Below are 17,722 nucleotides of genomic sequence, written 5' to 3' on the forward strand. Positions count from 1 at the left end.
ATTTTCATATCAAATACGGAAATGTCGTCGAACGCTATCTCTAATTGGTTAATTTGTGAGATTTTTTTGTGAAGGAGCTTATTTTATAAGAATAGAATTTAAGTTAATAAGAGGATCGTGCCGATGGTAGTGAAAAAATATGGGTTAGGGGGATTTGAAAATGAGGAAACTCAAAAGAGTAAATGTTCCCAATATACCAGAGCAACTATCACAGCCTAATGAAAATCGAACAATTAATAAGAAGAAATTAAGGCGATTTATATTCATGTTTATCTTTATTGCTGCGACTACTTTGTACGTTCAATATATATTAAAGAAACAACAAGAAATAATAAGTGAAAAAAAAGATACAATAACGAATCAAAAGAACCAACTAGTTTCTTTAAAGAAAGATCAAAGTTTTTTAAAGACTAACATCGAGAATTTAACGGATAATGAAGAAGAAATTTTGAAGTTTGCGAGAAAAGAGTATCAATTTTCTAAGTCAAACGAAACAATATTCGTATTGCCGAAGTAAAGTGGTGGAACAGTTAGCGATAGCTAACTGTTTTTTGATGTATGAGAGAAAAGGAGTTTGTAGTGTGAATGTCATGGTACAAGGAGCAATGACATATTGTAAAAATGAGAAGTTTGAGCCATTCTAATTGTTTTAAGATATTTTCATAATTATGGAATATATGCCAAGATAAATATTGTTAAAATTCTGTCAATTGTATATAATACAAGGTAAGCAGATACATTTTTTAATCAACGTTGAGTTAACAGCTCATACGTCTGTTAAGAAAACCGTTATCCTCATATAAGAAAGGAAGATAGCTGTGTACGCTTCAAATACAATTTACGTCGTAGGGGATGCGAAAGCACCTCAAAATAATCCCATTACCGAAAAGTTCAAAAGTTATTTTGTTGCATTTGTACTTGTGAAGGATACAGGGGAAATTGTAGATGCAGATTGCTCAGCGACAATTGCATTAACATCTCAATTTGTTAAATATTTGTTTCTACATAAAAATATTAATGATTCAGCATTAGTAACAGAAATAAAAAATCGATACTTCGGTTCGTCACAAAGGGCGCTACTTGTAGCGTTAAAGGATGCACAGAAAAAATATAATCAGATTGCTGCTTTGTCTACCCATTCATAGACAAAATCCAGCCGTAAGAATTTTCTTATGGCTGGATTTTTTTATTTCACATTAATAGGCAGAATAAAAGCCTCCCGTGGATTAAAGTTTCACTCTATAGACAACGAAAGGATGAACAAAATGAAAATTACTGATGTGAAGGTAAAACGTCGACACGTAAAACTTCATACACCGTTTAAAACAGCGCTTCGTACTGTAACGGAAATCGAAAGTATAGATGTGGTTATTCATACAGATGAAGGGATTGTTGGAAAAGGAGCTGCTACTGCAACGCCGGTTATTACAGGTGATTTTGCCAACGGGATTGAGGAAGCAATATTAGGGCCAATTCGCTCTATATTAGTTGATAAAGATGTACTGCAATTTCAAACGTTATTGTTACACATCCAAATGAGCTGCATAGGAAATACAAGTGCGAAAGCAGCGGTAGATATGGCTTTATACGATATATATTGTCAATTTCACAACATACCGTTATACGCATTACTAGGTGGAAAGAAAGAGATTTATACTGATATTACTGTAAGTGTGGATGAACCTTTATTAATGGCAAAAGAAGCGAAAAAGCATATCGAAAAGGGATTCCAGACATTAAAAATTAAGGTGGGTAAAGAGGCGCATTTAGATTTGGAACGCATAGAGGCAATTCGAAATGTGGTTCCAAAGAGTACGACGTTACGTTTAGATGCAAATCAAGGATGGAAACCGAAAGAAGCGGTTTCTATTATTAGAGAAATGGAGAATAGAAATTTAAATATAGAATTTGTAGAACAACCAGTTCATGCGAAAGATTGGGAAGGATTAAAGTACGTAAAGGACAATGTACAAGCGCCTATTATGGCAGATGAAAGTATATTTTCGGCAAGCGATGCATTAAAGATTGTCCAAGGAGGATATGCAGACCTACTTAATATTAAATTAATGAAATGCGGCGGCATACGAGAAGCTTGGCGTATTGCAGATATAGCAGAAGCAGCAGGTGTGAAATGTATGGTTGGAAGTATGATGGAATCTTCACTTTCAGTTAGTGCTGTTGCACATTTAGCTGCGGCTCATCCGAACATTCATTACTTTGATCTTGATGCACCGTTATGGTTAGTAGAAGAGCCAGAAGGAATGACTTACATTGGTCCAAAGGTAAACCTGCATTCTGTAGTGAATATACAATCTTAGAAGTAGTACCTAGTAAACTATCTTTTAAGGGGGATATATATGAAAAAAGTAGGAACTGCATTTTTAACAACTTTATTTATATTTTCATCGTTTACTTCGGTGAATGCTGAAGAGAAGAAGGATAGTAAAGCATTTATAGATGTATCTGCTGCAACGTTATGGACTGCGCCTGACTCATTACGACCAATTGATGCACCGAGCGCAACAAATCCAGTTGATTTATGGAAGTGGACCAAATCAATGACGCTTGATGAGAAGCTTTGGTTAACGAGTGCAAATAAATTAGAAACGCAAGCGCTACTCGGTCAAGAAGTGACAGTAATTGATAAAAAAGGTGATTGGGTAAAAGTACTAGTGCACGGACAGCCAACGCCGCGAAATGAAGAAGGGTATCCAGGGTGGATGCCTGAAAAACAATTAACGTATAATCAAGAATTTGTAGATAAAACAAACGAACCTTTCGTATTAATAACGAAACCGACAGCAATTTTGTATATTAATCCTTCTGAAAAACATAAATCACTTGAAGTCAGTTATAATACGCGACTGCCGCTATTAAGTGAAGATACGATTTCATACCGTGTATTGTTACCAAATGGTCAAAAGGCATGGCTACGAAAAAATAATGGAACGGTTTACCGTTCGCAAAATGATATTCCAAAGCCGACAGCTGATGATTTAATAAACACGGGAAAAATGTTTTTAGGATTACCGTATATATGGGCTGGTACAAGTGGATTCGGATTTGATTGCTCTGGATTTACACATACGATTTATAAATCGTATGGTATTACAATTCCACGCGATTCTGGTCCACAATCAAAAGCTGGAGTTGCAGTTGATAAAGAAAATTTACAAAAAGGGGATTTAATCTTCTTCGCACATAATCAAGGAAAAGGTAGTGTTCATCACGTTGCTATGTATATTGGTGATGGAAATATGATTCACTCACCAAGAGCTGAAAGATCGGTAGAAATTATACCACTAAATACACCAGGATATATAGAAGAATACGCTGGTGCTCGTCGTTACTTACCTTAAAAAATAGAGGGGGTTTTCAAATGAAAAAAGTTGTTCGCTACTCATTAGTTAGTACGCTATTAGTTTCTTCATTTTTAGTTGGCTGCGCAAAAGAAAAAACAACGACAAAGCCAAAAGATGAGAAGAAAGTATTACAGTTACTAGAAACGGGTGAAATTCCGTCGTTAAATTCAGGGAAAGTAACAGATGCGGTATCGTTTAATGTTTTAAACAATGTTATGGAAGGATTATTCCGTTTATCGAAAAACGATGAAGTGATTCAGGCTGGGGCACAAAAATATGAAGTGAGTAAGGACGGAAAGACTTATACGTTCCACTTGCGTGATGCGAAATGGTCTAACGGTGATCCAGTAACAGCTCATGACTACGTATATGCTTGGAAGCAACTCATTAATCCAGATACAGTCTCTCAATATGCATATATCGCGTACGATGTGAAAAATGCGGAGAAGATAAATAAGAAACAATTAGGCTTAGAAGAATTAGGTGTGAAAGCAAAAGATGATAAAACGTTCGTTGTTGAGTTAGAGCATCCAGTACCGTATTTTACGAAACTACTTATTTTACCGTCTTTCTATCCAATTAATGAAAAGTTTGCGAAAGAGCAAGGCGATAAATACGGGTTAGAAGCAAATAAAGCGATATATAATGGGCCATTTACATTATCAGAGTGGAAGCATGAAGCAAGTTTTACAATGAAGAAAAACGATCAATATTGGGATAAAAAAGAAGTGAAATTAGATGAGGTAAACTATCAAATTGTTAAAGAAATTTCAACTGCGGTAAATTTATATGAAACAGATAAAGTTGATAGAGCTGTCATTTCTACAGAATTCGTAGATAAATATAAAAATAATAAAGAGCTAAAACAATATACAGATCCGGTTATGTACTTCTTCCGATTCAATGAAAATGTACCGATTCTTAAAAATAAAAATGCACGTCTTGCGCTAAGTACTGTGTTTGATAAGAAGGGGCTCGCAACTTCATTTTTAAATGATGGTTCTGTTGCTGCGAACTATTACGTGCCGAAAGGATTTTTAAAAGGACCAGACAAAAAAGACTTTAGAAGTACGGCAGGTGAGTTTAATAAGACTGATGTAAAACAAGCGAAAGAATATTGGGAAAAGGCGAAGCAAGAGACAGGCACAAATGAAGTGACGCTTGAGTTATTAAACTATGACTTAGAAAACTTCAAAAAAGTAGGAGAGTATATTAAAGAACAACTTGAGAAAAACTTACCAGGGCTAAAAGTAAATGTGAAATTACAACCACATACGCAAAAACTAGCTTTAGAGAAGAAAAAAGAATATGAAATGTCATTATCACGCTGGTTACCTGATTATCCAGATCCAATGACATACTTAGAGGTTTTCCTTTCGGGAAGTACCGTAAATAATACAGGATATGCAAATCCAGAGTATGACGCGTTAATTAAGAAGATTAAAACTGAATTAGGTAATGAGGAAAAGGCTCGTTGGAAAGCACTGCAAGATGCTGAAAAAATACTTCTGGATGATGCAGTAATTGCACCAGTATTCCAGCGCGGATTATCATACTTACAAAAGCCATATGTGAAAGATTTATATGTACATCAATTCGGTCCAGCAACAAGTTTAAAATGGGCAGATGTACAAAAATAAAGTGATGGAGAAACAGACTTCACGTAGGTGATAGTCTGTTTTTTCTTAGTTAAAGCCGATCATAGTTCATGGTATAATTTACTAGTCTATAAACAGTAGTAGGAGGGGAACTATGTCTGTATTTGTAAAGTGGAAAGTAATACATACGAAAAGATTGTTGATGAGAAAACCGAATATAGAAGATGTGGATCAATTGTATAACATATTGAAGAAAGAAGCGGTTGGTCAATGGCTTGCTAAATCAAGAGGTATGTCAATAAATGAAACTAAAGATTATATTAGTCAACTTATATTGCATTGGGAGCAGTATGATTTTGGTGTATGGCTGTTATTCAAAAATGAAACAGGCCAGTTATTAGGACATTGTGGTTTAAGAAAGGTAAATGAAACAGGGGACACAGAAATTATGTATCTCCTTGATCCAGAGTATTGGAGGAATGGATATGCGTCAGAAGCAGCAGAGACTTCCATTCAATATGCAACAGAGACGATGAATTTAAAAAGAATAATTGCTAGGGTTAAAGTAGCTAATGAGAATTCGAAAAAACTTTTACGAAAGCTAGGCTTTACATATACTCAAGATGTTGATCATAGTGGGCGTTTATTATCATATTTTGAACTCAATACATCATCTGATGAATTATAGACATTTTATGTGTTTTTTCACTGCTTAAAAATAAAATTATTACATAAATTCCAGTGTGAAATTTATGTAGAATCTTGTATAATTAACATGTTTCTTTGGAAACACTTTCTTGCTCTATAAGTATTTAACTTAATAATGCAAAGAAATGGAATACATACATGTAAATAATAGATAAATAGAATGGAACATGTATAGAGAAAAAGGAGAGAAATGATGACGTGTCAAAAACAAGGGTTACAATTTAATAGTACCAGAAAGAGGAATAGCAGATGAAGATGAAGCATGTTTTCGGACCAATTATTTTAGCCTGCGTACTTTTTTTCATTGTATTGCTTATTCCCTCTAAGAGTTTAGTATCACTAATAAGCGATAAAAAGGTAGAAGATGCAGCAACTTCCTTGCAAAAAGAAAAATTGCAAAGTGTTTTCTTACAGCAAAAAATGTTAGAGAATTCGCAGTATTTACCGATGTATGGTTCATCAGAATTTTTACGAATGGATGCATATCATCCGTCTAATTATTTTAAAGTAAATCCGGCAGGCTTTACTCCATTTTTAATAGGGACTGGTGGTACGCAAAGCTTGGCTCATATTTTAAATATGACGTCTACAATGGATGAATTAGAAGGTAAAAAGGTAGTCTTTGTTCTTTCACCACAATGGTTTACAAAAACCGGTGTATCACAAGGGGATTTTACAAATAATTTCTCCAAACAACAAGCCTATCACTTTATTTTTAATGCCGAAATAAATCCTGAAATGAAGAAAAAAATCGCGAAGCGTTTATTAGATTACAAAGTTGTTCGTAAAGATGCGATATTAAGTAGTTCTCTAGAAAGTATTGTATATAACGATACAAAACATAACATAAAAGCTGGATTTGCTAAGCCGCTAGCGTATATGTATCGGAACATTTTAGATCATCGAGATTTATTTAACTCTCTATTTAAGATTGAACCGATGAAAGAGAAAACGAATATGGGATTACGTTCGCTTTCTTGGGAAGATGCACGTAAACATGCGGAGCAAGAAGGTAAAGTGGGATCCACAACAAATACATTCGGAATTGAAAATCCGTATTACTATAAACATAATTTAAAGAAAAAATTAAAAGGTTTAAAAAACTTTAGAGCAAATGAATCGTATGATGATTCACCAGAATATGATGACTTACAAATTGTTTTAGATCTTTTCAAAGAAAAAAATATAAAACCACTCTTTATTTCTGTGCCTGTAAACGGACCGTGGTATGATTACGCTGGTTTCCCGAAAGAACGTCGTGATGTGTATTATAATAAGGTTCGCGAGCAAGTCGAGAAAGCGGGATACCCAGTAGTCGATTTTTCTAGCCATGAATATGATAAGTATTTCTTAAAAGATACGATTCATTTAGGCTGGAAAGGCTGGATTTATTTCGATGAAGCAGTGAAGAAGTTTTACTCTGAGAAATAACAACTTAGAAACAGGAATGGCAATTAAGCCGTTCCTGTTTTTTAGTATAAAGGATTTTGGTGTGGGCAATTTGGAAAGCCGTGTATATCTTGAATTTGTCTAAAATCATAATGTTTCATTGCAAATTGAGCTTGGTAAAGGTATTCATAAACAAATAATTGATTATTTTGTACGCCGCATAAAACGCCGGATGTCCCTTGCCCATTAATGAGAGAAACACCAACAGGGCGTCCAATTAAGTATGATACTTTTTGCTGCCAATGCATAGGGGAACCACTCCTTTTGAGTTACTATACGAATTATATGACTGAATTGTTGCTTATCCACGTAAATCTTAAACTGGAGGGGTTTTTATGTAATGTCTAGAAGTTATATATGAATTGATTATTAGTGTGAAAGAGGAAGGAATGGATTATGGAGAAAGAAAGTATTCTAGAAGAAAAGTTAAAACTAATAGAATGGTGCCAAACATTGAAGAGTGTAACTAATGATGTATGGTTTGAACCTTTTAGAAAAGGTTCATGGGGAACCGCGGATGTGATTTCACATTTAATCGTTTGGGATGAGTTTTTAATGAAGTTTAGAATTCCATACTTTATAAGTGGACAATCTGTACCCAATGTTCCAACAGGTGTTGAGGAAATGAATGAGGGTGCAATAAAATATGCGAGATCCGGTATTTCAAAAGAAGAACTATTAGATCAATTCAGCTTTACTCGTAAACAGTTAGTTGATCAAATTAATCAAATTTCTTCCCGGAATTTTAAAGATGATTACCAACTCGGCACGAAAAGAGTGAGATTAGACAATTATTTTTCATCACTCATTCAACATGATTTAAAACATAAAGAAGAAATTATACAATTTATAAAAGATAATCAAGTTAATAATAAAAACCGCTATAATTTCGATTGAATTAATAGCGGTTTTTGTTTAGAAATTTAAGCGAGTTTTTTACGTTTTTTTGACCATTTTTTTATCATGAAATATAAAATAATAAGAACAACCCCGCCAACAGCGAACGATTTCACATATGGTCCAGCAACGTCATTTATATTACCCCAGTTTTCTCCAAGTTTTTCACCTAAATAAATGAAAATGATAGACCAAGGAATAATCGCAAGTCCTGTTAAAGTAATGAAGCGTGAAATTGGCATTTTTGTAATCCCGGCAGGAATTGAAATCGCATGGCGAACGACAGGAATGAAACGTGCAGTGAAAATTACGCCAGTTCCGTATCGATTAAACCAATCTTCAGCAGCATCAATTTGTTTTTTATGAATAAAAATATACTTTCCATAACGTTCTAACACAGGGCGGCCACCATATCGTCCAATCCAATAAACAAAAACTTGGGCAATAACGCCGCCAATTGTACCGAATATAACTGCGCCTACAAATGAGATACTACCATTTGATACTAAGTAACCTGCATAAGCTAGGACAATTTCACTTGGGATAATCTCAATCATAAGTCCAAGCATTATGCCCCAATAACCTAATCCTTCAAAAAATGTTAATACTGAATGAATAAAACTACTTAACATTGTTGCACCTTCTAGTTCATAAGTTTTTTCGAGTAAAAGCTCTTTTTATTTAATAACATAAAAAGTTCACTATATGCAAATTATACCTTATTTAATGAATCTATTGCCATTTTAATACTTTTTATGTCTTGTATTAGTTTTCCTAGTTTTTATAGTAAACGATATAAATTGAGTTTTCATGAAGAGAAAATGAAAGGGATATTAAAAATTTCTCATATTTAAAGAGAATGAAAGGATTAGTAGACTGAAAATTTTGTATAATGATGTAAGTGTTGAATTTACAAAGGGGGAGAAGTTATGCGTTTTACAGATCCTATTTACGGATCAATTACTATTCACGATAGAGAGATTATACGATTGATCGATACTAAAGCGTTTCGAAGGTTGGCCCATATTAAACAACAAGGCCATACATATTTTTTACACGAGAACGCAATACATACGAGGAACGAACATTCAATAGGTGTATATGTACTAGTTAATAAAGTGATAGAACATCTTACGGAGATTGGTGACATTCATTTGTCAGAATATGAGCGAAAGTTAGTATCTACTGTAGCCCTTCTACACGATGTTGGACACGGTCCATATTCGCATTGCTTTCAGAAAATATCTGGAGAGGATCACGGGGATTGGACTGTTCGAATTATTCAAGAGGATGATGAAATACGCACAATTTTAAATAAGACTTCCGGATTATTAGAAGATGTAACGAAAGGTTTATCAGAAGATGGAGTTTTTCCGATTATAGATGAGCTATTATTTAATTCACTAGGAATGGATCAATTAGATTTTTGGAATAGAGATTTATATTATTCATCGCTTGAGTTAGAAGGTATTGAGATTAAAGCACTAATCTCGACTATGCGTTTTATAGATGGAAAGCTTGTAATTGAAGAGAATGGTATACCTTATATTGAACAGTTGATTCAAATGAAAAAAGATCTTTATAATCATGGATTTGGTCATCCATTTGTAGTAGGTAAAGACTTATTATTGCAATTCATTTTCAAAAAGATAGAAGAGAAACACATTTCGTTCCATACTCCGGAGCTGCAAAATTTCTTTCGTAAAGCAAAGAGAATAGAAGTGAAGGACTTTCTTCCATTACAGGATGGAATAATTTCTAATGAAATAAAGTGCTTTGCAAAATCAAATTACGTAGAAATAGCATCATTAATTCAGCTTTATTTTTCAACATCCAAAAGCTTATCATTTGAAACAGGACTAGAAGGTGATTTTAACGAGGAAAATAATAAATTAGCGATAATAACTGAGAAAAGGGCTTACAGTTCATATGTAGGTGGTATTTATGTTTATAGGAATGGTCAGTTAGAAGATATTATGGAACGATCATCTTACATTCAGGACATAGTGAATTTGCCGAAAAAAGAATTTGTGTATTCAATTTAATTGACCAAGTAATTCGAAATTGGATGGGGTGAAAATATGTATTGGCATGAACGTTTATTAGAAATGGATGACTTACCAATTATATTAGAGTGGTATAATGACGAAAAATTACATAACATAGCGGATGTGAAACCATTCAAACGATATACAATAGAAGAACTTCAAAAGTATTGGACAGAAAAATTGTCTCGATCTTATGCAAGTTATCATGTGATCGTAGTAGAGGATGAAGTAATAGGGAGAGTTGGATTAAAAAAGAAGAGAAATGACGATATATATGTGATGGAGTACTCAATATTGATTGGCGTCTCAAATTTATATTCAAAAGGGCTTGGAACAGAGATTACAAATTATTTTATCGCTAAATCATTTTTAGACCCTGATATACAAGCGGTTGTATTGCAAGTTAGGGAAGATAATAAGAGGGCAATGCGATGCTATGAGAAAGCAGGGTTCAAAAAAATTGAGTCATATGTAGAGAATCAGTTGAAAATGTATGAGATGCAAAGAGTTAAGGAGTGCAAAATAGTATAGAAATTAAAAAATAGGAGCACTTCTGCTCCTATTTTTTACGGCTTCACATCTAAATTTTGTAAAAATAACGTTGCTGTCACATAACGTTTCGCTAACATTTGTACATATGCGGTATGTACAGATAGTGTAGCGATAATAATAGCGTTACGAATTGCTTCGCGTTGTTCGTTATTTATTTGATCGAACTTGCTTGCGATTTTATCCGCTTTTTCTTTTACAATATTTTCAATCGTATGAATTGTATCTGTAGCATTTAGTTGTATGCAATTCCCTTGATTTAGTTCTTCAAATAAAGAGGAGTAAGCAACATATAAATGAACAGGATTAATTAAATCATCACTTCGATCGGCCGGGTCATTTACGATGAGTCGTAATAGTTTACGAATAGATTCAAAATCAAGCGCTGTTTTTAAATCTTCGACAATGAATAGTAAGGCTGCTTGTTCGATTGAGTATTTCTTCCCTTTTTGAGGGGAGCCAATCATTTCTTTTATATCTCGTTTCACCCAGTTTTGCATAGCAGTTACAGAGAAACTTGTGTTTTCAATCTGATTACCAAGCGCAACTATTTCATTTAAAGAAAAACCGACATCCGTATCATCGATTTTAATTAATTTTTCAAAAATAGGTGAAAGTGCGGTTGTAATAAAAGCAGTAACGCTTTGTCCGCTTTCAATATCTTTTTTATGTGACTTTGCCCAAGCTTCTTGTAAAATACCGAGAGGCTTTTTCGTATTCCATCCTCTTAGTGATAGAAGGAGCGTTGCCATTTCGTTTCGTGTGAGATGAAATGTTTCCATCTTTTCACCTCCAAAATTATAAAAAGTTCTTATGAACTTATAATATGTTTTGTTTCATTTAAAGTCAATTCCGTTTTGCTTAATTTTTCCTATGTCATGAAATTGTCGTAAGTAAATAATACTTGCATATTTCGACAAAAGTTCATATAATAAGTTCATAAGAACCTTTAAAATGGTTTTAAAACAAATCTATCATTCTTAATTTACTAGAAAGGTAGATTTCACATATATCTATATAAAAGGAGAATGGATATAATATGTTGAAAAAACTTGTAGCAGTAATGACAGCATTCATGGTTATCTTTGGGGCTAGTAGCTTTATGTTCGTAGATCATGCGGCAGCGAAAAGTTACAAATCTGGTAAAAAATCATATACACCAAGTTCTGGTCAAAAGTCAAAAGTTGATTTAAACAAAAAAGATTCTAATGTAAATTCACAAAAAACGACAACAGATTCAAAAACAAAAGCAACAAACACAGCACCAAAAAGTAATAAAGGTGGCTTTATGAAAGGCTTATTACTAGGTGGTCTTGGTGGTTTACTAATGGGTAGCTTATTTGCAAATATGGGAGCTCTTGGTTCTGTATTAGCGTTTATGGTAAATATGTTAGTAATGGCTGGTATCGTAATGTTAGCAGTTCGTGCATTTAAATACTTCAAAGATCAACGTAAGAAGAAGGCAGATGAAGTAGCATGGAAACAATAAAAATTTCTGAACAAGAGCTTATAAATGCACTTTGTATATATATCGCTGAAAAAAGACAAGTTGGTCCAGAAGAAGTTTCAGTTGAACTAATGTATGATGATGACTATGGTTTCTCTGCAGAAGTAGAGGTAAATGGTCGCCAACAAATTTTAATTCAAGCAAACTTAATCGAAGCACTACGCTTGTTACTTGATCGAGAATACAACGTCAATTCATTTGCAGCAAGATTGCAACTTGAATTAGATGATGAAGAAGGCATTTACGCATTAGCGAAATTTAATAATAATGAACAATAAAACTGTTAGAGCTGTATGCTCTAACAGTTTTTTATTTGGATTCATATTGTTAGTATGTTTCTTCTTTTAGAATAAAATCCAGTATTTCAAGTGTCTTCAATTTAGTATTTGCATCATTTTATCTACCTAATTTAAAGTTGGCTATCCAAATGAAAAATATTTTTGACAGAAAACGACTTTTATTTATCTATTCGACGAATTACGACAAATAAATCACAGCTATATTTGATATGATATTTCAGAAATCTTATATTTTATTATTCAAAACGAGGTAGAAGAATGATGGTTTGAATTTAGCTGAATTTGCTCATAAGGCTTCTGTTAAAAAAGTATTTATATCAAGAATACTAGAAAAGTTCGAAAAAGGAGAACGGAACATGGAAATACAAACTTACAAGTATCCTAGACAAAAGATTAATGGGATTTGGCTAATAATTGCTGGAGCAGCAATGTTTTTACTTTTAATAAAACATAACGGCTATCCAAATGTTTGGCCTTTTATTATTGTTTATACATTAGGAATGATATGGCAATTGAACCCTAAAACTAGGAAGAAATTTGCAGTTGGTTCTGGAACATCGGAACAAAAAAAGTGGGCTAATTTTTCAATGATACTTTTGGCTATTTTAGTTTTTCTCATTTTTCATTTTGTCGGCGATGATTATAGAAATTGCTGGCTATTAATTCTTTTAGCTGTAGGTATTCATTTCTTAATGTTTATTCCCGTACATGGAAAAATGATGTTTTTGCTGTCCGTTATTTTAATATTCAATTCATTCATAGGATTAATCATTACCAACGTAAATCTAGATGTATTTTTTGTAATAGATGGTTTAGTAAAAATTTTAGTTGGTGTAATTTTTATTAGGTTAAGTCCTATTGACTTTTAAAATACAGTTGATCAATACATTAGAAAAGAAGGCGTAGTAATGATACTTTTTATGTTAGCTATTAGTGTAGGATTAATATTTTTTGTTCATTATATAACGAAACAGATGTTTAAATACGAAGTAAATCACCTAAGTTCAAAAAAACGCTTTTTAATAAATCTTTTGCAATTTGTTAGATTTGCACCAGTAATTACATTACTTGTAATATACATACTGGTTTTAACAACTTTGCACACGAAAACAGGTATTCGACTATCTCATGCATGGTATGCTGCGCAATTTTGGGCCTATTATACGTTTTTGTATTGTATCTATATGATAACTAGGAAAAAAATGCTTCTTTTTTCAATGGTTATATCCTTAATTATGGCCATTTATTACACTCCGTTGTTCCACTTTGAAAACCAATTTATAGGATTGTATGTAATTGTCGCTGATATTTGCGGAATTTTAATGTTTATAAATTTATGGTTGTCGATATCGAAAGTTTTAGTCGGAATGAAAAATAGGTAATACCTTTGGTTCCTGTAATTGGCGTAACAGAAATACTAGATGTAGTACAAAAATTATAAAAAAGGCGGTGGAAATGAATCCACCGCCTTTTTTATATGCTAGTATTTCACGCTTTCATTTGTTGATTTTCTTCAGATGATTGAAAATTACGCCAAATCTCATTCATCTTTTGTCTACCAACATCAACCATCGGATTAAACCGAATCGCAGCTTTCTGACGTACAGTGTGAACATTTTGAATTGCTTGTTGTAAATGTTTTTCAACCAAATTAGATGTTTTATTAGCTTGTTTTACGATTGAATATCCAGCGACAGTACCTTGTGCCATCGCAATTTTCCCGCTTTCAATTCCGGTAATGTTTCCAGCTACAAATAAACCTGGAAGAGGGGTTTCCATTTCTTCTGAATGAAGCGGGACATGCCCGCCTAATTCCGGAATGTAATGGAAAGGGCATCCTGCTACAGCGGCAAGCTCAGCAAGCGGATATAAACCTCCAGCGATACAAACGAAGTCTGCCTCATATATCTTTTCTGATCCGTTAATAATATTCCCTTTAGAGTCAATGTTAGCAACACGTACACCCTCAACTTGATCTGTACCGATAATTTCAAGTGCAGCTTTACGGAGATGGAGTGGTGTCCCGTTTATTTTCATTCCGTTATTTGGATAGAAGGTTAATCCAGCTTTTCGAATCCAATCATATTTCATAAAACGGCTACCTATACGCAAAAAAGCAGAAGGAGCGAGGTGAGCCGCATTTAAAAGAGAGTTCAAAACTTCTTCTGGTTCACCAGCTTTTTGGCTTAGCTCACTTTTTTCGGGAAGTACAATATGATCCACATTAATTCCAGCTAACTGTAGTTCATTTAAAATAGCGAATGACAAAATGTTAGCGCCGATAATGATTCCTTTTTTTCCAACTTGCACGCGGTGAACATTTGTCATAACTTGAGCTGCTCCAATTGACATAACCCCTGGAAGTGTCCAGCCAGGAAGGGGAATAGAATACTCAGCAGCCCCAGTAGCAATGAGTACGAACGGTGCTTCTAATGTACCGATATTTGTATGTATGAGCCAAGAGTTCTCATCTTTATCTAAATTAAAGACAGAAACACCGCACCGAATATCGACTGAAAGTGATTTTGCTTCTTCGTGAAGGCGTTTGGATTCTTCTATGCCGTTCCACCATTCTCCAGTAGGCTCTTGATGCAATTGTCCGAGCAATCTCCCACCAGGCTTCATAAATTCATCAATAACAAGTACGTTAAGTCCAAAATGGGCACAAGAGATAGACGTTGATAATCCTGCTGGTCCTGCGCCAATAATAATTACATCGATCATCGCTTTTTCACCATCTCTCTCACGATATTCGGATGCTGTTTTCCACTTTTAACAACCATATTGTCTTCTACAACCGTTAAGCATGCTCTTACGTTCGATTGATTATTTACTGTCACGCGGCATTCTGAACAATGCCCGATATTACAATAAATACCTCGTGGTGTCCCGCTATCTTCATGGACCCTTAAAGTTCGTATTCCGTTTGCTAGCAAGGCAGCAGCTATCGTTTCGTGTTCATAAGCTTCGTATTGTTGACCGTTAAATTGAAAAGTGATGCGTTCACTATTATTTAAACTACCTAAAATAGGGTGATCTGTAATTCTACTCATTTACTTTCACCTACCGCTCCAAAAGTAACCGCACGTATTGGTGGTTGATATTTTAAAGGTATTTCATTAGGAGTTATGTCAGGGTTTGCATTTTCAACCATTCGATCTATCATCATTCTACATGTGCGGCCACCGCAAAATCCCATGCCAGCACGTGTTCTTAGTTTTAATTCTCTTGCTGAGCATTTATATTCAGCAATTGTCGATTGAAGTTGTCCGTATGTAACTTCTTCACAACGACAAACAATTAAGTTCTCTTTATTCGTCATATGTATTCCTCCTCTAGTTCGGTTTACACAAATTATTATGCAAAAACTATGCCAATATAGAGGAGGAGAGGGGCTATCTAGCTATTTGCTGGGCAGTAAGACCCCCACCTCAAAATTCAGTGAAAGCAAAGAAGTTAGGTGGGGGTCGGGCTGCCCGTAAAAGCCCGATTGGTGAGGGCTAATAATCAAGTGGGGATGAACAAAACCCCCACTGATTAAAGTTTCACTTTATTGTAACCCCAGCCTTTTTAAACGGTTATATAAAGTGGCCCTCGTTACGCCAAGTTGTTTCGCACATTCTAATTTATTACCATCTAAAATGCGTAAAGCTCGCCCAATTACCTTTTTCTCGTGCTCATCCATTTCTTCTTGTAAAGAAAGAATTGTATTATTGTTGCTGAGTAATAGGGATTGAGCTGTATGATTGTCTAAAGTTTCATTTGTATGAAATGGTAAATATTCTTGTTTAATAATGCCGTCTGTCGCAAATACGACGAGTCGTTCAACTACGTTTCGGAGCTCACGAATATTACCAGGCCAATTGTAATGGAGTAGTTCATGCATAATATTTGAAGGTAAGTCTCGAATTGGTCTGTTATAGTTTATTGAAAAATCGTTTAAGAATGAGTATGTTAATTCGATAATATCCTCTCGTCTTTCGCGTAGTGGCGGAATATGCAAGCTAACTACATTTAAGCGATAGTATAAATCTTCTCGGAAGGTTCCTTTTTTCATTTCTTCTTGTAAATCACGATTTGTAGCAGCGATAATGCGGAAATCAATATTTATTTCTTTTTCTCCACCAACTCGGTAATACTTTCGTTCTTGCAGTACACGCAAAAGTTTCACTTGCATATCGAGAGGCATTTCACCTATTTCATCAAGGAATAAAGTACCGCCTTGCGCGAGCTCAATTTTCCCTTTCTTACCTTTACTATTTGCACCAGAAAACGCCCCGCGCTCGTAACCGAATAATTCACTTTCAAATAACGCTTCTGGGATTGCACCGCAGTTGATCGAAATGAAAGGGGCATTTGCTGCCTCACTTGCTTCATGAATTGCTTTCGCAAACACTTCTTTTCCAACACCGCTTTCGCCGAGTATTAAAACCGTGGATTTCACTGAACAAACCTTTCTAGCTAATTGAATCGTTCTTTGTATAACAGGGCTTTTTCCATTCATCGCCTGGAAAGGATCGGATGTATCTTTATATTTTGCTACTTCTTGTTCTAATCGGTGCATTTCATGCGACATATTAAATAGTTTTTCATTCAAAGCGACTTGATTTGTAACATCAGTTTCAGAAACGACGGCTCCTATAATTTCATCGTTACAATAAACTGGATTTGAATTAATTAATACGAACAAGTCCGGACGAGGCTGATGGAACTGAGCGATTATGCTTTTTCCGTCATGTAATGATTGTAAAATTTCTAAATCTTTATAATCAAAAAATCGAGTGATTGGTTGCCCGATAATTTCATTATGGTTGACTGAAAAAATCTTTTCGGCGCCATCCGTCCAAGTGCGAACGCATTCTTTATCATCTATGACTGTAACAGAGGAATCAGTTGTTTGAATTACAGTATTATAAAAAGCTTGTAGTTCATTGTAATACTTATAAAGAAAAGGAATCGTTCGCTGAGCAGTTATACAGCATATAGGTTCTTGAGTTTCGTTTATAATAACGACCGCTGAATAGCTAGAAAAGGCTTCGATTAAAGCATTGAAAGAGTCATTTTCATATATAACTGCACAACTCCATTCTTCAGTAGATGAATGGATGTAATAAAATTTGTCACCTACCTGTTTCGTGTACTTAAACATACTTGTACGATCGATTGATAAAATTTTTATAAACTCTTTTATTGTTGGAAATGAAAATGTCATAATGTCCTCCTGATATGTATAAAAATTTAGACAGTGATAAAAAAATAATACACCTATTTACGATAAATTTAAAATATTTTTACAAATAAAAAT

General features: G+C 34.3%; 21 protein-coding genes and 1 pseudogene. 15 read left to right on the forward strand and 7 right to left on the reverse strand.

From position 1 onward, the window contains the following. Positions 1-160 precede the first annotated feature (160 nt). From SJY24_RS16065 to dltD, 8 genes and pseudogenes are all read left to right on the forward strand, one after another. Complete coding sequence (locus tag SJY24_RS16065) at positions 161-517, forward strand: FtsB family cell division protein (protein WP_377865402.1); 357 nt, start codon at positions 161-163, stop codon at positions 515-517. After that, positions 456-730: pseudogene (locus tag SJY24_RS16070) on the forward strand (hypothetical protein). Before SJY24_RS16065 ends, SJY24_RS16070 begins: the two are co-directional and overlap by 62 nt. An 88-nt stretch (positions 731-818) precedes the next feature. Further along, positions 819-1,145, forward strand: a complete 327-nt coding sequence (locus tag SJY24_RS16075; RefSeq protein WP_377865403.1) for a DUF3870 domain-containing protein — start codon at positions 819-821, stop codon at positions 1,143-1,145. Positions 1,146-1,256: 111 nt separating this feature from the next. Then, positions 1,257-2,318 carry a dipeptide epimerase gene (locus SJY24_RS16080; protein WP_377865404.1) on the forward strand — a complete coding sequence of 354 codons (1,062 nt, stop codon included), beginning with the start codon at positions 1,257-1,259 and terminating at the stop codon, positions 2,316-2,318. 39 nt (positions 2,319-2,357) lie between these two features. Beyond that, on the forward strand, positions 2,358-3,359 hold the full coding sequence (locus SJY24_RS16085; protein WP_377865405.1) for a C40 family peptidase: 1,002 nt from the start codon (positions 2,358-2,360) through the stop codon (positions 3,357-3,359). 20 nt (positions 3,360-3,379) lie between these two features. Continuing rightward, positions 3,380-5,002, forward strand: a complete 1,623-nt coding sequence (locus tag SJY24_RS16090) for a peptide ABC transporter substrate-binding protein (RefSeq protein WP_377865406.1) — start codon at positions 3,380-3,382, stop codon at positions 5,000-5,002. Between the two features lie 112 nt (positions 5,003-5,114). Then, positions 5,115-5,648, forward strand: a complete 534-nt coding sequence (locus SJY24_RS16095) for a GNAT family N-acetyltransferase (RefSeq protein WP_377865407.1) — start codon at positions 5,115-5,117, stop codon at positions 5,646-5,648. A 269-nt stretch (positions 5,649-5,917) separates the two neighbouring features. After that, on the forward strand, positions 5,918-7,099 hold the full coding sequence (gene dltD, locus SJY24_RS16100) for a D-alanyl-lipoteichoic acid biosynthesis protein DltD (protein WP_377865408.1): 1,182 nt from the start codon (positions 5,918-5,920) through the stop codon (positions 7,097-7,099). A 41-nt stretch (positions 7,100-7,140) separates the two neighbouring features. Here dltD and SJY24_RS16105 read toward each other — a convergent pair whose 3' ends face one another. Next, positions 7,141-7,365 carry a hypothetical protein gene (locus SJY24_RS16105; protein WP_377865409.1) on the reverse strand — a complete coding sequence of 75 codons (225 nt, stop codon included), beginning with the start codon at positions 7,363-7,365 and terminating at the stop codon, positions 7,141-7,143. 148 nt (positions 7,366-7,513) lie between these two features. Here SJY24_RS16105 and SJY24_RS16110 point away from each other — a divergent pair, with 148 nt between their 5' ends. Next, the gene (locus SJY24_RS16110) at positions 7,514-8,014 is read left to right on the forward strand and encodes a DinB family protein (RefSeq protein WP_377865410.1); all 501 of its coding nucleotides are present in this window, start codon (positions 7,514-7,516) and stop codon (positions 8,012-8,014) included. 26 nt (positions 8,015-8,040) lie between these two features. On the opposite strand, the gene uptA is transcribed toward SJY24_RS16110, so the two are convergent. After that, positions 8,041-8,646: an undecaprenyl phosphate transporter UptA gene (uptA, locus tag SJY24_RS16115; RefSeq protein ID WP_016129665.1), complete on the reverse strand. Its 606-nt coding sequence runs from the start codon at positions 8,644-8,646 to the stop codon at positions 8,041-8,043. A gap of 297 nt (positions 8,647-8,943) precedes the next feature. Between uptA and SJY24_RS16120 the strand changes: the two genes are divergently transcribed. Both SJY24_RS16120 and SJY24_RS16125 read left to right on the forward strand, forming a co-directional pair. After that, entirely contained in the window at positions 8,944-10,059 is a 1,116-nt protein-coding gene (locus SJY24_RS16120; protein ID WP_377865411.1) for an HD domain-containing protein, read from the forward strand. Between the two features lie 36 nt (positions 10,060-10,095). Next, positions 10,096-10,593, forward strand: a complete 498-nt coding sequence (locus SJY24_RS16125; protein WP_377865412.1) for a GNAT family N-acetyltransferase — start codon at positions 10,096-10,098, stop codon at positions 10,591-10,593. A gap of 35 nt (positions 10,594-10,628) precedes the next feature. Here the strand turns inward: SJY24_RS16125 and SJY24_RS16130 are convergent, their stop codons facing one another. Next, complete coding sequence (locus SJY24_RS16130) at positions 10,629-11,393, reverse strand: DUF1836 domain-containing protein (protein WP_000447229.1); 765 nt, start codon at positions 11,391-11,393, stop codon at positions 10,629-10,631. Positions 11,394-11,650: 257 nt separating this feature from the next. Between SJY24_RS16130 and SJY24_RS16135 the strand changes: the two genes are divergently transcribed. The 4 genes from SJY24_RS16135 to SJY24_RS16150 all read left to right on the forward strand — a co-directional run bounded on the left by SJY24_RS16135 (position 11,651) and on the right by SJY24_RS16150 (position 13,799). Beyond that, entirely contained in the window at positions 11,651-12,100 is a 450-nt protein-coding gene (locus SJY24_RS16135) for a hypothetical protein (RefSeq protein WP_002032604.1), read from the forward strand. Continuing rightward, a complete protein-coding gene (locus tag SJY24_RS16140) occupies positions 12,088-12,396 on the forward strand; it encodes a YxcD family protein (protein WP_002165619.1) in 309 nt (102 codons plus the stop codon). Before SJY24_RS16135 ends, SJY24_RS16140 begins: the two co-directional genes overlap by 13 nt. Before the next feature lie 377 nt (positions 12,397-12,773). After that, positions 12,774-13,286: a DUF6609 family protein gene (locus SJY24_RS16145; protein ID WP_002099861.1), complete on the forward strand. Its 513-nt coding sequence runs from the start codon at positions 12,774-12,776 to the stop codon at positions 13,284-13,286. 39 nt (positions 13,287-13,325) lie between these two features. Further along, positions 13,326-13,799, forward strand: a complete 474-nt coding sequence (locus tag SJY24_RS16150; protein WP_016129661.1) for a hypothetical protein — start codon at positions 13,326-13,328, stop codon at positions 13,797-13,799. Positions 13,800-13,905: 106 nt separating this feature from the next. Here the strand turns inward: SJY24_RS16150 and SJY24_RS16155 are convergent, their stop codons facing one another. The 4 genes from SJY24_RS16155 to SJY24_RS16170 all read right to left on the reverse strand — a co-directional run bounded on the left by SJY24_RS16155 (position 13,906) and on the right by SJY24_RS16170 (position 17,629). Next, positions 13,906-15,141, reverse strand: coding sequence for an NAD(P)/FAD-dependent oxidoreductase (locus SJY24_RS16155; RefSeq protein ID WP_377865413.1), 1,236 nt, complete (start codon positions 15,139-15,141; stop codon positions 13,906-13,908). Further along, the gene (locus SJY24_RS16160; RefSeq protein WP_377865414.1) at positions 15,138-15,470 is read right to left on the reverse strand and encodes a (2Fe-2S)-binding protein; all 333 of its coding nucleotides are present in this window, start codon (positions 15,468-15,470) and stop codon (positions 15,138-15,140) included. Before SJY24_RS16160 ends, SJY24_RS16155 begins: the two co-directional genes overlap by 4 nt. Then, on the reverse strand, positions 15,467-15,739 hold the full coding sequence (locus SJY24_RS16165) for a (2Fe-2S)-binding protein (protein WP_377865415.1): 273 nt from the start codon (positions 15,737-15,739) through the stop codon (positions 15,467-15,469). Before SJY24_RS16165 ends, SJY24_RS16160 begins: the two co-directional genes overlap by 4 nt. Positions 15,740-15,967: 228 nt before the next feature. Continuing rightward, positions 15,968-17,629, reverse strand: coding sequence for a sigma-54 interaction domain-containing protein (locus tag SJY24_RS16170; protein WP_377865416.1), 1,662 nt, complete (start codon positions 17,627-17,629; stop codon positions 15,968-15,970). Positions 17,630-17,722: the final 93 nt, after the last annotated feature.

Origin of the sequence: Bacillus sp. R86525 (genome assembly GCF_042466195.1) — a bacterium.
In the GTDB taxonomy this organism is placed as follows: Bacteria; Bacillota; Bacilli; order Bacillales; family Bacillaceae_G; genus Bacillus_A; species Bacillus_A nitratireducens.

Excerpts from the sequence above, each read along its gene's own strand:
- SJY24_RS16110 (WP_377865410.1), top strand. The coding sequence starts at position 7,514 with ATGGAGAAAGAAAGTATTCTAGAAGAAAAGTTAAAACTAATAGAATGG.
- SJY24_RS16090 (WP_377865406.1), top strand. The coding sequence starts at position 3,380 with ATGAAAAAAGTTGTTCGCTACTCATTAGTTAGTACGCTATTAGTTTCT.
- SJY24_RS16120 (WP_377865411.1), top strand. The coding sequence starts at position 8,944 with ATGCGTTTTACAGATCCTATTTACGGATCAATTACTATTCACGATAGA.
- SJY24_RS16130 (WP_000447229.1), bottom strand. The coding sequence starts at position 11,393 with ATGGAAACATTTCATCTCACACGAAACGAAATGGCAACGCTCCTTCTA.
- SJY24_RS16080 (WP_377865404.1), top strand. The coding sequence starts at position 1,257 with ATGAACAAAATGAAAATTACTGATGTGAAGGTAAAACGTCGACACGTA.
- SJY24_RS16105 (WP_377865409.1), bottom strand. The coding sequence starts at position 7,365 with ATGCATTGGCAGCAAAAAGTATCATACTTAATTGGACGCCCTGTTGGT.
- SJY24_RS16160 (WP_377865414.1), bottom strand. The coding sequence starts at position 15,470 with ATGAGTAGAATTACAGATCACCCTATTTTAGGTAGTTTAAATAATAGT.
- SJY24_RS16135 (WP_002032604.1), top strand. The coding sequence starts at position 11,651 with ATGTTGAAAAAACTTGTAGCAGTAATGACAGCATTCATGGTTATCTTT.
- SJY24_RS16170 (WP_377865416.1), bottom strand. The coding sequence starts at position 17,629 with ATGACATTTTCATTTCCAACAATAAAAGAGTTTATAAAAATTTTATCA.
- SJY24_RS16095 (WP_377865407.1), top strand. The coding sequence starts at position 5,115 with ATGTCTGTATTTGTAAAGTGGAAAGTAATACATACGAAAAGATTGTTG.
- SJY24_RS16155 (WP_377865413.1), bottom strand. The coding sequence starts at position 15,141 with ATGATCGATGTAATTATTATTGGCGCAGGACCAGCAGGATTATCAACG.
- SJY24_RS16150 (WP_016129661.1), top strand. The coding sequence starts at position 13,326 with ATGATACTTTTTATGTTAGCTATTAGTGTAGGATTAATATTTTTTGTT.
- SJY24_RS16085 (WP_377865405.1), top strand. The coding sequence starts at position 2,358 with ATGAAAAAAGTAGGAACTGCATTTTTAACAACTTTATTTATATTTTCA.
- SJY24_RS16165 (WP_377865415.1), bottom strand. The coding sequence starts at position 15,739 with ATGACGAATAAAGAGAACTTAATTGTTTGTCGTTGTGAAGAAGTTACA.
- uptA (WP_016129665.1), bottom strand. The coding sequence starts at position 8,646 with ATGTTAAGTAGTTTTATTCATTCAGTATTAACATTTTTTGAAGGATTA.
- dltD (WP_377865408.1), top strand. The coding sequence starts at position 5,918 with ATGAAGATGAAGCATGTTTTCGGACCAATTATTTTAGCCTGCGTACTT.
- SJY24_RS16140 (WP_002165619.1), top strand. The coding sequence starts at position 12,088 with ATGGAAACAATAAAAATTTCTGAACAAGAGCTTATAAATGCACTTTGT.
- SJY24_RS16125 (WP_377865412.1), top strand. The coding sequence starts at position 10,096 with ATGTATTGGCATGAACGTTTATTAGAAATGGATGACTTACCAATTATA.
- SJY24_RS16145 (WP_002099861.1), top strand. The coding sequence starts at position 12,774 with ATGGAAATACAAACTTACAAGTATCCTAGACAAAAGATTAATGGGATT.
- SJY24_RS16065 (WP_377865402.1), top strand. The coding sequence starts at position 161 with ATGAGGAAACTCAAAAGAGTAAATGTTCCCAATATACCAGAGCAACTA.